Origin of the sequence: Pseudomonas sp. 2995-1 (genome assembly GCF_002742505.1) — a bacterium.
Classification (GTDB): Bacteria; Pseudomonadota; Gammaproteobacteria; order Pseudomonadales; family Pseudomonadaceae; genus Aquipseudomonas; species Aquipseudomonas sivasensis.
In genome coordinates this window covers 317862-330936 of record NZ_LJSA01000319.1, presented here as the reverse complement: position 1 = coordinate 330936, position 13075 = coordinate 317862, and the positions used below count along the sequence as shown (strand labels likewise).

16 protein-coding genes are annotated in these 13075 nt (G+C 59.8%); 10 read left to right on the top strand and 6 right to left on the bottom strand.

From position 1 onward, the window contains the following. Nucleotides 1–111: 111 nt before the first annotated feature. Complete coding sequence (gene glp, locus AOA61_RS07720; protein ID WP_099601472.1) at nt 112–1338, bottom strand: gephyrin-like molybdotransferase Glp; 1227 nt, start codon at nt 1336–1338, stop codon at nt 112–114. Continuing rightward, nucleotides 1322–1861: a molybdenum cofactor biosynthesis protein B gene (gene moaB / locus AOA61_RS07715; protein ID WP_032889090.1), complete on the bottom strand. Its 540-nt coding sequence runs from the start codon at nt 1859–1861 to the stop codon at nt 1322–1324. Before moaB ends, glp begins: the two co-directional genes overlap by 17 nt. A 76-nt stretch (nt 1862–1937) precedes the next feature. On the opposite strand from moaB, the gene mobA reads away from it, so the two are divergent. Both mobA and AOA61_RS07705 read left to right on the top strand, forming a co-directional pair. Then, nucleotides 1938–2540 (top strand): molybdenum cofactor guanylyltransferase MobA, encoded by a 603-nt coding sequence (gene mobA, locus AOA61_RS07710; protein ID WP_099601471.1) that lies wholly within the window; start codon nt 1938–1940, stop codon nt 2538–2540. A gap of 80 nt (nt 2541–2620) precedes the next feature. Further along, nucleotides 2621–2842, top strand: a complete 222-nt coding sequence (locus AOA61_RS07705; protein WP_032889086.1) for a YgdI/YgdR family lipoprotein — start codon at nt 2621–2623, stop codon at nt 2840–2842. A 54-nt stretch (nt 2843–2896) separates the two neighbouring features. Here AOA61_RS07705 and AOA61_RS07700 read toward each other — a convergent pair whose 3' ends face one another. From AOA61_RS07700 to AOA61_RS07690, 3 genes are all read right to left on the bottom strand, one after another. Beyond that, nucleotides 2897–3787 carry a pseudouridine synthase gene (locus AOA61_RS07700; RefSeq protein ID WP_099601507.1) on the bottom strand — a complete coding sequence of 297 codons (891 nt, stop codon included), beginning with the start codon at nt 3785–3787 and terminating at the stop codon, nt 2897–2899. A gap of 73 nt (nt 3788–3860) precedes the next feature. Continuing rightward, a complete protein-coding gene (locus tag AOA61_RS07695) occupies nt 3861–4196 on the bottom strand; it encodes a hypothetical protein (protein WP_032889084.1) in 336 nt (111 codons plus the stop codon). A gap of 74 nt (nt 4197–4270) precedes the next feature. Further along, nucleotides 4271–4507 carry a glutaredoxin family protein gene (locus AOA61_RS07690; RefSeq protein WP_095184236.1) on the bottom strand — a complete coding sequence of 79 codons (237 nt, stop codon included), beginning with the start codon at nt 4505–4507 and terminating at the stop codon, nt 4271–4273. Between the two features lie 147 nt (nt 4508–4654). Here AOA61_RS07690 and AOA61_RS07685 point away from each other — a divergent pair, with 147 nt between their 5' ends. Continuing rightward, nucleotides 4655–6376 carry a monovalent cation:proton antiporter-2 (CPA2) family protein gene (locus AOA61_RS07685; RefSeq protein ID WP_032889081.1) on the top strand — a complete coding sequence of 574 codons (1722 nt, stop codon included), beginning with the start codon at nt 4655–4657 and terminating at the stop codon, nt 6374–6376. Here the strand turns inward: AOA61_RS07685 and AOA61_RS07680 are convergent. Continuing rightward, nucleotides 6367–7575, bottom strand: coding sequence for an ammonium transporter (locus tag AOA61_RS07680; RefSeq protein WP_032889301.1), 1209 nt, complete (start codon nt 7573–7575; stop codon nt 6367–6369). The two genes, AOA61_RS07685 and AOA61_RS07680, sit on opposite strands and share 10 nt — an antisense overlap. Before the next feature lie 346 nt (nt 7576–7921). On the opposite strand from AOA61_RS07680, the gene AOA61_RS07675 reads away from it, so the two are divergent. The 7 genes from AOA61_RS07675 (at nt 7922) to AOA61_RS07645 (ending at nt 13074) form a co-directional block, all read left to right on the top strand. Next, a complete protein-coding gene (locus AOA61_RS07675) occupies nt 7922–8236 on the top strand; it encodes a YqjD family protein (RefSeq protein ID WP_032889079.1) in 315 nt (104 codons plus the stop codon). Nucleotides 8237–8240: 4 nt separating this feature from the next. Beyond that, on the top strand, nt 8241–8630 hold the full coding sequence (locus AOA61_RS07670) for a phage holin family protein (RefSeq protein ID WP_032889077.1): 390 nt from the start codon (nt 8241–8243) through the stop codon (nt 8628–8630). Beyond that, nucleotides 8627–8968, top strand: a complete 342-nt coding sequence (locus AOA61_RS07665; RefSeq protein WP_032889075.1) for a hypothetical protein — start codon at nt 8627–8629, stop codon at nt 8966–8968. Before AOA61_RS07670 ends, AOA61_RS07665 begins: the two co-directional genes overlap by 4 nt. A 95-nt stretch (nt 8969–9063) precedes the next feature. Then, the gene (locus tag AOA61_RS07660) at nt 9064–10227 is read left to right on the top strand and encodes an EAL domain-containing protein (RefSeq protein ID WP_099601470.1); all 1164 of its coding nucleotides are present in this window, start codon (nt 9064–9066) and stop codon (nt 10225–10227) included. 71 nt (nt 10228–10298) lie between these two features. After that, on the top strand, nt 10299–11630 hold the full coding sequence (locus tag AOA61_RS07655) for a deoxyguanosinetriphosphate triphosphohydrolase (RefSeq protein ID WP_099601469.1): 1332 nt from the start codon (nt 10299–10301) through the stop codon (nt 11628–11630). A 171-nt stretch (nt 11631–11801) separates the two neighbouring features. After that, a complete protein-coding gene (locus tag AOA61_RS07650; protein ID WP_099601468.1) occupies nt 11802–12197 on the top strand; it encodes a response regulator in 396 nt (131 codons plus the stop codon). Nucleotides 12198–12453: 256 nt separating this feature from the next. Then, nucleotides 12454–13074, top strand: coding sequence for a response regulator transcription factor (locus AOA61_RS07645; protein WP_032889068.1), 621 nt, complete (start codon nt 12454–12456; stop codon nt 13072–13074). Nucleotide 13075: the final 1 nt, after the last annotated feature.

Sequence of the window (13075 nt, the reverse complement as noted above, 5' to 3'; positions counted from 1 at the left end):
AGGTCCAAATGTGGGAGGGGGCTTGCCCCCGATGGCAGAGTGTCAGTCACCTGATGTGTGGCTGAAGCACCGCTATCGGGGGCAAGCCCCCTCTCCCATTTGGACTTGTGTTCAGTTCAGGACTTCGCTCAGCGGGATGAAATTAACCCGATCACCGAGTGCCAGCGTCGTCCCTTCCAACACCTCCACAAACCCCTCCGCCCACGCCGCGCTGCGCAGCACGCCAGAGCTTTGGTTACGGTAGATGATCGCCTTGCCCTGCTCGATGCGCCCGCGCAGATACTCGCGACGATTGCCCGGTTTCGGCCAGACGAATCCCACCGGGACGTCGAACCGCAACGGCTCCACGTCGGCCACACCTTGGCGACGCAGAATGTAGGGGCGCGCCAACAGTGCGAAAGTCACCAGGGTCGAGGCCGGATTACCCGGCAGGCCGATCACCGGCACGCCACGGAAATGCCCGACTGTCAGTGGCTTGCCAGGTTTGATCGCGAGCTTCCACAGGGCCAGTTCGCCTTCTTCACGCAGGGCGATGCCAAGGAAGTCCGCTTCACCTACCGACACGCCACCGGTGGACAGGATCAGGTCGACACTGCCCAGGCCCGCCAATCGCGTGCGAGTCTGTTCCAAGTCATCCGGCAGGATCCCGGCGTCGATCACTTCACAGCCCATGCGTGAAAGCCAACTGCACAGCACGCGACGATTGCTGTTGTAGATCTGGCCGGGCCCCAGCGGCAAGCCGGGCTCGATCAACTCGTCGCCGGTGGACAGCACGGCCACGCGCGGGCAGCGCACTACATTCAGACGATCACAGCCGAGGGACGCAGCCAGGCCCAGCTCAATCGGGCCCAAGCGCGTCCCGGCTGACAAAACGAGTTCACCGACCGTGGTTTCCTGGCCCTGAGGGCGGATGTTCTGGTCGGCGTGCAGGGGCTCGGTAAAGCTCACGCGCTCATCGGCGTGAACCACGGCATTTTCCTGCATCTCCACGCAATCGGCGCCTTGCGGCACCGGTGCGCCGGTGAAGATGCGCGCGCAAGTGCCCGCGGCCAGAGGTTCAGGCGCCTGACCGGCAAAGATGCGCTGGCTCACCACCAGCGGCTCACCGGTCCAGTCCGCCAGGCGCAGCGCGTAACCGTCCATGGCACTGTTCGGCCACGGCGGCAGGTCGAGGGTGGAGACCAGATCCTGCGCCAATACCCGGCCATCACACTCGGCCAGGGGCAAGGCGTGCGGCTCGCGGATCGGCGCAGCTTCGGCCAGCGCCAACAGGTGCTGCAGCGCCTCTTCCACGGGCATCAGCGCGCCGGTCTTGCCAGGCTTACCCACGGGATTCACAAGGCGCGGCCTGTTTCAGGTGCGGGACGAAGTTGCAGGGGCGATGGCGGTTGTCCAACTGCTCGGCAAGAATGCCGTCCCAACCCGTGCGCACCGCATTGGTTGAACCCGGCAGGCAGCACACCAGGGTGCCATTGGCCAAGCCGGCCAGGGCACGAGATTGCACGGTGGAGGTGCCGATGTCGGCCACGGATATCTGGCGGAACAGTTCGCCAAAGCCGTCGACCTGCTTGTCGAGCAGGCAGCTCACGGCTTCGGGAGTGCTGTCACGGCCGGTGAAACCGGTGCCGCCGGTGATCAGCACCACTTGCACCACGTCTTCGGCAATCCAATGGGCAACCTGGGCGCGGATCTTGTAGAGGTCGTCCTTGAGCAGTACGCGCTCGGCCAGGTTGTGCCCGGCGGCGGTGAGGCGGTCGACGAAAACCTGGCCCGAGGTGTCGGTGTCCAGGGTGCGGGTGTCGCTGACGGTCAATACAGCGATATTCAGGGGTACGAAGGGCGCATCAGCCTTGGCTTTCATGGCACGGTCCGGTTGTCGGAGGAACAGCCCGGTGTTATATCACAGGCCCCTATTTACCTGCCGCAGCGGAACCTTTATGTCGTTAGATTCTTCGCCCCTTCCCTGCTCGATTTTGCTGTTATCCGGCGGGCGCGGCCAGCGCATGGGCGGCCAGGACAAAGGTCTGTTGGCATGGCGCGGCCAGCCATTGATCGCCCATCTACAGCGCTTGGTGCGAGCGTTGACGGATGACCTGATCATCTCGTGCAATCGCAACCAGGACCTCTACGCGCCCTATGCCGACACGCTGGTGAGCGACGACAGCCCGGACTTTCCGGGCCCGCTCGCCGGTATCCGCGCCGGGCTGGCCACAGCGCGCCATGAGCACCTGCTGATATTGCCGTGCGATGTGCCGGCTATCGACGCGATCCTACTCACCGACCTGCGTGAGACCGCGCGGCAAAACCCATTGGTGCCCGTGATGGTGCGCCACGGCGAATTCTGGGAACCCTTGATCTGCATCATCCCTACACACCTCAAAACCGAGGTAGAACAGGCCTGGCAAGCCGGCGAGCGAAGCCCGCGCAAGATATTCCTGCAATTGGGCGGCGTGGGCCTGGAGTGCCCGGCGGATGACCCACGGCTGGCCAACCTTAATACGCCGGAGCTGTTACAGCCGAGCTCTGACGTGTCAGAATGAACTTTCGCACAAGGAACTTTGGCGACGCCTTACGCGTCTCAAGGTCAGCAATTAAAAAGTATTCTCTCGGAGACAAACCCATGACTCAACGGACCATCGCCGCTCTCATGCTTGCACTGGGCATCGCCACCCTCGCCGGTTGCGCCTCGCCGACAGTGATCACCCTGAATGACGGTCGCGAAATCCAGGCCGTCGACACCCCTAAATTCGATAAGGATTCGGGCTTCTACGAGTTCGAACAACTGGACGGCAAGCAGACCCGTATCAATAAAGATCAGGTCCGCACCGTTAAAGACCTGTAAGTCTTAGCGTTTGCCTACAAGGCCCGCCTCGCGCGGGCCTTGTCGTTTCCGGGGTTACCAATCGAGGTTGATCTGGCTGCGAAAACGACGCTCTTCGCCGGTGACCGGGTCGATAAATCGTACGCCCTGGGCCAGCAGCTTGAGCGGGTTGGCGTAATCGTCGACGGCATCCTTGAGCACGTCCGGGTAGAACGGGTCATTGCAGATGCTCGCTCCCAGCGCGGTCATGTGCACGCGCAGTTGGTGCTTCTTACCGGTCACGGGAAACAGGGCGTAGCGCCATAGATCACCATTTTTTTCCCGCACCTCCACCGCCGTTTCGGTGTTGCTGGCGCCCTCGCCTTCCTGCATGCGGAAGAAGGGTTCGCCGTCCACAAGGCGACTTTTGTGCACCAACGGGAACGTCAAACCAGGTAAGGCCGGGGCAATGGCTTCGTAGAATTTATCGATCTGGCGCTTGGGAAACAGCTGCTGATAGGCCGAACGGCTGGCGGGGTTGGCGGAGAACAGCACCAGCCCGGCGGTGTGCCGGTCGATACGGTGCAGGGGTACCAGCGACGGATTATCCAGGCGGCGAATCAGGCGGCGCAGCAGGGTTTGCTCGACGTACTCTCCGGCCGGGGTCACGGGCAGGAAATGCGGTTTATCCGCGACCACCAAGTGCTCGTCGGCGTACAGGATAGTTTCCTGCACCGGAATCACCTTTTCGTTCGGCACTTCACGGAAGTAGTAAATGCACAGACCTTCCTTGTAGGCGAGGTCCAGCTTGATGGGGCTGCCGTTGATATCCAATACCCGTCCGCGGGCGATGCGGTCCAGCCAGTGCTCACGGCTTATCGCCGGGAAGTGCTCGCACAGGCAATCGAGCACGGTCGCCCAAGGGCCTGGCGGCAAGTAGAGAGTGCTGGCTTGGTGTTGGGACGCGGAAAAACCGGAAGTGGACATGCCGATGCTCGAAGCCTTGAAAAAACCGATGGGCATTATCCCGCACGACGCGGGATTGAGCCTAGGGCGGATCTCAGGCTTTGGCTAATTGCGTGCGCAGGATCGGCGACGCACTGGCCGCTTCGGTGAATTCCTTGAGCCAACGCAGCACATCCACCGCTTCCCAGCGACCGGGATCGTACAAGGCGTAGAGCAAGCCCTGATAACCCACCACATCCAGTTGCTTGTGGTAACCGGCGCGCTGGAACAACGCTTCGATCTCCGCGAAGCAGGTATTGAAATGCACTTTGTTAAAGGGCGTCTTGCCTTCCGTGACCAAGCCATCGAGGCGCAGCTCGTTCACCGCGTCGCGCACGACGTCGGCGGACATGCGATTGACGCTGCTTTTCAGTTGTTCAACATTCACCACGGGCGTTCCCTCTATTCAATCGCTGTACAAACATACAGTAACGTAATAATTGGAAACCCGCCATCGCATAAACGTCAACGCAGGAAGGCAACGACCTGTTCAGCGTCAAAGGGCCAGTCCAATTCGGCGCCGGTATCCACCCGTCGAAGCACCGGAATCCGCAGCCCATAGAGGTCGGTGAGATCTTGGGGATCGGTGATGTCAACCAGCTCCACCAACAGCCCGTGTTCGACGAGCGGCATGATTTCGGCTTCGGCAATCTCACAAAGATGGCAACCCAGGGTGCCGAACAACTGGCATTCAGGAAGCATGGCGAAAGGACCTGATCAGAAAACAGATCAACATTCTAGGCTTGCGTAAGACCCGTGGCGAGCCGATAAACCCTGACACAGATCAGCATGACGTATAACTGATTCAGCGATTCTCGCGGCTTTTTGCCCGCTCACCCTGCAACGGAGATGCTCGTGTTCGCCAACCTGCTGATCATTTTGGCCTCATCCCTTGTGGTGATTGCGCTGTTTCGCCGACTGCAACTGCCGCCCGTTCTGGGCTACCTGTGTGTGGGCCTCGCCGTGGGACCTACAGCGCTGGACTGGGTGAATGACAGCGAAGAGCTGCCCGACCTCGCCGAGCTTGGCGTGGTGTTCCTGTTGTTTTCCCTGGGCCTGGAGTTCTCCCTGACAAAGATGCTCGCCCTGCGCCGCGTGGTGTTTGGCCTGGGCAGTTTGCAGGTGCTGGGGTGCAGTGCGCTGCTTGGAGGCTTGTTGATGGCCTTTGGTGTGGCGCCCGGCATCGCGTTGCTGCTGGGTGCGGGCTTGGCATTGTCATCCACGGCCATCGTCAGCAAAGAGCTGACCAGCCTCGGAGAAATCTTCAGCAGCCATGGCCAGAACGCGATTGGCGTGCTGCTGTTCCAGGACGTGGTAGCCGTATTGCTACTGACCTTGGTGCCCGTGTTTGCCGGCAGCAGCGATCAAGCCTGGTACTGGGCGCTGCCGCTGACCCTGGGTAAAACCGTGTTGCTGTTTGTTGGCCTGCTGCTGGCCAGTCGCTGGTTGTTGCCGCGCCTGTTCCATGAAGTCGCCGCGTCCCACTCGGCGGAGCTGTTTGTGTTGCTTGCACTGGTGATCGTGTTGCTGACCGCCTGGCTCACCCATTTGCTGGGTCTATCGCCGGCCCTCGGCGCCTTCCTGGCCGGCATGCTGCTGGGCGAAAGCCATTACCGCCATCAGATCGAAGCGGATATCCGACCGTTTCGCGACATCCTGCTGGGGCTGTTTTTCGTCAGTATCGGCATGTTGATCGACCTGCAATTGTTCATCAGCCACAGTCTGCTGATCCTCGGCCTGACCCTCGCGCTGATGCTGATCAAGGGGTGCGTGGTAGCGGTGCTGGTCAAGTTGCGGGGCAGCGACAGCGAAACCGCCTGGCGCAGCGGCTTGGCCCTCGCCCAGGGCGGTGAGTTCTGTTTTGCGTTGATGGCGCAAATGCAGCAAAGCCGGCTGATCCCGGATGAATTCAATGGCTTGCTGCTCGCCGCCACGTTCTGCTCGATGCTGCTGACGCCACTGCTGTTGCGCGCCGCCCCGGCGATTGCCCTGCGCCTGCACCGCAAACCCAACCAGCAAGTGCAACTGGAGGAAATCACCGCGCTCAATGCTGAGTTACGCGGCCATGCAGTGATCTGTGGCTACGGCCGTGTCGGGCAGTCCATCGGGCGCTTTCTGCGGCGGGAACAACAAGCCTTTATCGCCCTGGATGACGACCCGGAACGGGTACAGGAAGCCGCCACCGAGGACAGCAGCGTGCATTACGGCGACTGCCGTCGCGGCGCCCTGCTCAGTGCGGTGGGCCTGGAACGCGCGCGGTTGGTGGTAATTGCCGTGGACAACAGCGATGTCGCCCTGGTGGTGTTGAAAGAGGCGCGCCGTATCAACCCTGAGGTGCCGATTCTGGTGCGCACTCGCGATGACAGCCAGTGGGCCGAACTGAAAGCTGCGGGCGCCAGCGAAGTGGTGCCCGAACTATTGGAGTCGAGCCTGATGCTCGCCTCCCACGCCTTGATCCTGCTGGGCCTTCCGGACCACCAGGTACAGGCGCGGGTCGATGAAGTGCGACACAACCGCTATCGCCTGCTGCACGGCTCTTTCACGCCGCCGAACAGCGACGATCAATCCTGACTGACCGCGCCGATCTTGTGGATCGACAGGTCCGCGCCGTAGTACTCCTGCTCCTGACTCAGGCGCAGGCCACCGACGCGTTTGATCACCCCATACACCAACAGGCCGCCGCCGAACGCGACTGCCACGCCGAGGCCGGTGCCGATCAACTGGCTGACCAGGCTCACGCCACCCAGGCCGCCCAGCGCGGTCTGGCCAAAGATGCCGCAGGCAACCCCACCCCACACACCGCACAGGCCATGCAATGGCCACACGCCCAGCACGTCATCGATCTTCCAGCGATCCTGGGCGGCGATAAAGCACCAGACAAACAGCCCACCGGCGACCACACCGGTGACCAGCGCGCCTACCGGATGCATCAGGTCGGAACCGGCGCAGATCGCCACCAGCCCGGCGAGCGGGCCGTTATGCAGGAAGCCTGGGTCGTTACGGCCGATCACCAGCGCAGCAACAGTGCCGCCTACCATCGCCATCAACGAGTTAACCGCCACCAGGCCACTGACGCCGTTGAGGGTTTGCGCGCTCATCACGTTAAAGCCGAACCAGCCGACGATGAGAATCCACGAACCCAGCGCCAGAAACGGAATGCTCGATGGCGCAAAGGCGACCAAGCGTCCTTCCCGATAACGTCCGTTACGCGGGCCCAACAGCAACACCGCCGCCAGCGCCAGCCAGCCGCCCATGGCGTGCACCACGACAGAACCGGCGAAGTCATGAAAGCTGGCGCCAAAGGTGGCGAGCAACCAGGCTTGCAGGCCGAAATTGCCATTCCAGACCATGCCTTCGAAAAACGGGTAGATAAACGCCACGATCAACGCAGTAGCGCACAACTGCGGAGCAAACTTCGCGCGCTCGGCAATGCCGCCGGAGATGATCGCGGGGATCGCTGCCGCAAACGTCAGCAGGAAGAAGAATTTCACCAAGCCATAGCCATGGTCCGCGCTGATCACTGCCGCCGGTTGCATGAAGCTCACGCCGTAGGAGATCCAATAGCCTATAAAGAAATAGGCCAATGTAGAGATGGCGAAGTCGCTGAGGATCTTCGACAGCGCGTTGACCTGATTTTTTTGGCGAACGGTGCCGACTTCCAGGAATGCGAAGCCGGCGTGCATCGCCAGTACCATGACCGCGCCGATCAGGATAAACAGGGTGTTTGAACTGTGGACCAGAGTGTCCACCGCACTTTGCAAATTTTCCATGAAGGTTGGCAGGCCTGCATTAAAGGCAAAAAGCACCAAAGCGGTTCAAGCCACGGTTGCGCGCACTAAATTGGCACCGCCGGTACCGCCCCTCTTCACAGGGCGTGAACCGCTTTAGCGCAGCGATCAACACAACAGGCTGTTGCCGACAGGGTTTTTCCGCGAGTTTCAGTTATTTAAGGTAAGGTTTTTGATGGCTTGAGGCCTTACCGCCCAGATTCAGCGCAGGCACCCGTGCATGCGCACCAAGGCAAAGCAAAAGCTGTACCACGCAATTGCAGTGAACCTTCACCGACGCCGGTGACTCGAAACCACACGTACCGATCAGCCAATCACGGAGATAACCATGGCCAGAAAAACAGCACAGACAGCCCAAGAGATACTGATGGCGGATTTTCAAACCCTGGTCAGTGATACCGAAAAGCTACTGGATGACACCGCGATCCTGGCGGGTGATCAGGCAGACGAGCTGCGCAGCAAGATTCATGAAAGCTTGCTCAAGGCCCGTGAAACCCTGCAACTGACCGAAGACTCCCTGCGCGAGCGCGGCCAAGCTGCGGTCACCGCTACTGAAGACTATGTACAGGCCAACCCCTGGCAGTCGGTGGGTATTGCCGCTGGCGTGGGCTTTCTGATCGGCCTATTGGCTACAAGGCGCTAACATTATGTCTATCGGCGAAAGCGGCTCGGCCACGGGCGCAAGTTCTACCTCAAGACGCCTGGGCGCGGCCGTTCTAGGCTTGCTGCACAGCCACGTCGAACTGTTCGGCATCGAATTGCAGGAGCAGAAAGCACGCACCGTCAGCCTGCTGCTGTTTGCCGGCTTGGCCTTGGTGTTTGCCCTGTTGTTGCTGGTCGGGTTGTCGACGCTGGTGATGATCCTGGTATGGGACACTGGCTACCGTCTCACCGGGATCATCTGCCTCTGCTTGTTCTACAGCCTGGCCGCCGCGTTCTGCGGGGTGCGCTTGAAAGCAGCAGTTTTCGATGAGTCCACGCCCTTCCACGCCACGCTTGAAGAGCTGGCCAATGATCGGGAGCGCCTGCTGCCATGAGCATGACTGAGATCCCGCACAACACATCCCGTCGAGAAATGCGCAAGGCACTGATTCGCCTGCGCATGGAAATGCACCGCCAGGAAATCCGTCATGAGTCCCAACAATTGATGGCTCCGCTGCACAAAGTGCGCGACATGCGCCACAACTGGCAGGACAGCCTGGGCATCAAGCACGCGCCGCTGTGGGGCGTGGCGGCGGTGACGCTGATGGGCTTCTTTACCGGGAAGGGTGCCAAGGGCGGCAGTATCAGCAGCGTGACCCGGCTGGTGCGGCTGGGCGCAGGTTTGATCCCGCTGATCAAATTAGCGATGGCAGGTACTTCCCGAAAAGGATGAGCCCTGCTGGCTGCATTCTTGCAAACAGAATCGGCCCGGCCTTCGTCATTGAAGGCCGGGCCTCTTTTTTTCGCTACCTCTCATAAGGAGGTCCTGTGATTGACGGGCAACCGCTCGCCTGCTTCCAGCCGTTTATTGACACTGCCACCGGACGCATTGCCGGCGTCGAGGCCTTGGGTCGCCTGCGCCAGGCTGACGGCAGCTTGCAGTCTGTGGGCCCGTTGTTCGCGGACCCGCGCACGCCAGGCACGACGTTGCGACGCCTCGACCGTCAGATCCGCGACAATGCCTTGAGCCGCCTGCATGAAGCCCCCGACGATTGGTTTCTGAGCCTGAACATCTCGCCCCGCTGGATCAACCGGTTGCGTCCGGGCCAGGCCCTGCCGAGCTTGAAACAAATCCACGCCCACGGCGTTGACCCGCAGCGCATTGTGTTCGAGATCACCGAACTGGGTGGCGATATCCAGCGCTTGGCCAATGTGGTCGCGCGTTATCGCGAGGCCGGTGCGCGTATTGCCATTGATGACTTCGGTGCCGGCTATTCCCAGCTTGACCGGGTGCTGGCGTTGCAGCCGGATATCCTCAAGTTGGACATGCGCCTTTTCCAGGAAGCCGCCAAGGGCGGGCCAAGCAGTGACGTCGTGCGGGCGCTGGCGCAGATGGCGGAAAAAACCGGCTGTTGGATCATTGCCGAAGGCGTGGAAACTGAAGCACAACTGAGCTTTGCCCTGGAATGCGGCTCGCGCTATGTACAGGGCTATCTGTTCGCGCAGGCACAGCTGGATTGGTTTGCCACCGACGCCTTCGTGCCACGCTTTGCCCAACTGCGCGCAGCGTACGTCCAGCAGAAGCTGGCAGAGCGTGGACGCATCATGGACCTGCGCCAGCAGTTGGCCGAGCTGATGAAAATTCTCCAAAGCTGGGCCCTGGGCCAGGCACCGCTTAGCCAGTTACCACAATTGCAGGATTTCCCATGGCTGCTGCGCTTTTATCAGTGCGACCGACATGGCACGCAACTCACGCCGAACTTCGAATGGCGCCAGGACGCCTGGCAGGCCGACACCCGTTACCTGGGCCACAACTGGTCATGGCGCCCGTATTTCTATCACTTGCTGGCCGAAGGTTGGGACGAGCGGCGCCTGACCTTGTCGTCGACGTATCGCGACGCCACCACCAACCAGTATTGCCTCACTGCCGGACAATTCTTCGATAACGGTCAGCGCTTGCTGTTAATTGATATCGACGCCGCCGGGTTGTAGATTTTCGCTTGCCCCGCCAAGGTGGAACCGGGAAGCTGGGAGGGTCATTCACCGCACGGAGAGTACCCGCCTTGGATTGGCCTACCCTGCTTACCCGCGAACGGCTTGGAAAGCCCCTGCACAGCCCGGAAGAACTCGGCCGCAGCCCTTTTCACAAAGACCATGACCGCATTATTTTCTCCGGCGCATTTCGCCGCCTGGGCCGCAAGACCCAGGTGCACCCGGTGTCCAGCAACGACCATATCCACACCCGCCTGACCCACTCCCTGGAAGTCAGTTGCGTGGGCCGCTCACTCGGCATGCGCGTCGGTGAAACCCTGCGCAGTGCACTGCCCGACTGGTGCGAACCGAGTGATCTGGGCATGGTGGTGCAATCAGCCTGCCTGGCCCATGACATCGGCAACCCGCCGTTCGGGCATTCGGGCGAAGACGCCATCCGGCACTGGTTCCAACAGGCCGCCGGGCGTGGCTGGCTGGACGACATGAGCAGCGCCGAGCGCAACGACTTCCTCAATTTCGAAGGCAATGCCCAAGGCTTTCGGGTACTGACCCAGCTCGAATACCATCAGTTCGACGGCGGTACACGACTGACCTACGCGACCCTGGGCACGTACCTGAAATACCCCTGGACCGCTCGCCACGCCGACGCCCAGGGCTACAAGAAACACAAGTTCGGCTGCTACCAGAGCGAACTGCCGATCCTCGAACAGATCGCCCACAAGCTCGGTCTGCCGCAACTGGAAGAACAACGCTGGGCCCGTCACCCATTGGTCTATCTGATGGAAGCCGCAGATGACATCTGCTATGCCCTGATCGACCTGGAAGACGGCCTGGAAATGGAGTTGCTGGAATACGCCGAAGTCGAGTCGCTGCTGCTCGACCTGGTAGGCGACGACCTGCCGCAGACCTATCGGCAATTGGGATCTCAGGACTCGCGCAGACGCAAGCTGGCGATCCTGCGCGGCAAAGCCATCGAGCATTTGACCAACGCGGCGGCGCGAGCCTTCGTCGAACAGCAGGATGCCTTGCTGGCCGGCACCCTGCCCGGCGACTTGGTGGAGCATATGCACGGGCCGGCCAAACGCTGCGTGCTGGATGCCAAAGACATGGCACGCAAGAAAATCTTCCAGGACAAACGCAAGACCTTGCATGAAATTGGCGCCTATACCACGTTGGAAATACTGCTGAACGCTTTTTGCGGCGCGGCACTGGAGCAGCATGGCGGACGAACGCCCTCCTTCAAGAACCGGCGTATTCTCGACCTGCTGGGTAACAATGCACCGAACCCGGCTTGGCCGTTGCACGCCTCGTTCCTGCGCATGATCGACTTTATCGCTGGCATGACCGACAGCTATGCCACCGAGATGGCGCGGGAAATGACCGGGCGTTCGAGCCCTCAGTAACGTCATTTATCAAGTTGCCTGTTCCCTGAAGAGAATCGCCCTACGACGGGAACAGAGCGGCCTGATCGAATTCGCACAAACTCCCGAGGAATAATCGCTCACGCTCCGGGCAAATCTGGCGAACAGTTCCTACATGCCCTCCATCGACGCTTCACTCACCGTGTGCCCTCTATGCCCAATTACCCCCTTCGAATCCTGTTGGTGGAGGACCATCCCTTTCAACTGCTCGCCACCCAGTGCCTGCTCAAGAGCTTTGGTTTTGAGCAACTGACCCCGGCGGAAAACGCCGGACAGGCAATCCGTTTGATGACGCAGGCCCAAGCGCCCTTCGACATCCTCCTGTGCGACCAGTGTCTGCCCGACCTGCCCGGGCTCGAGTTGATTGAAATCGCCAGTCGCCAATGCTTTATAAAGGCCGCCATCTTGCTCAGCGGGCTTCCCGAGGCAGAACTGTCAGCGCTGCATAACCAAGCCCTTGAACGTAACCTGCCATTGCTCGGCTATTTGCAAAAGCCGTTGAATAAAGATGAACTTGCAGGCTTGATCCATATATTACTCACGCTATAAGTGTAGGAACTTAAACAAACTAGGCCGTCGAAAAGTTTACGTATAAGTGTCGCAAACTCCTTGCAATCACACGCTAACCCATCCCTTTGGGAAACCCTGGCCGCTCGTCTCGCGACGCCTTCACGCCCGGTAGGGCTTTACCTTTTTTAATGTAGGAACTTTCCTGTTTTATACCTGCACCCCCTCAAGTTCATGCTTACCCCTCACCTTCTGAGCTAATGTGCCCGCTTTATTTGCACTTGCATGGAATATGATCATGAACACAGTTTTTATTATTGATGACCACCCCGTTATAAGACTGGCCATACGCATGTTGTTGGAGCACGAGGAAAACTTCAAAGTAGTCGGCGAAACGGATAATGGATGCGACGCGATACAAATGGTCCGCGAATGCATGCCGGACCTCATCATCCTGGACATCAGCATTCCTAAACTCGATGGACTCGAAGTACTTTGCCGATTCAACGCCATGAGCGCTTCGATGAAAACCCTGGTTTTAACGGCTCAATCCCCCACTCTCTTTGCCACACGCTGCATGCGTTCGGGGGCCGATGGTTATGTATGCAAGGAAGGCGATCTGAGTGAACTGATGAGCGCCATCCGTGCCGTACTGTCCGGCTACAACTATTTCCCCAGCCAGGCCTTGAACGCCAACGATGAGAGCTGCAAGGAACTTGAACTGTTCAAGGCCGTTAATGATAGAGAGTTGATGGTATTGCAACTTTTTGCACAAGGCCGAACCAACAAGGAAATCGCAAAAGGCATGTTCCTGAGTAACAAAACCGTAAGCACATATAAAAAGAGGCTGATGCAAAAACTTCAAGCCAAGTCCTTGGTAGAACTTATCGAGTTGGCAAAACGAAACGCGCTAGTGTGAG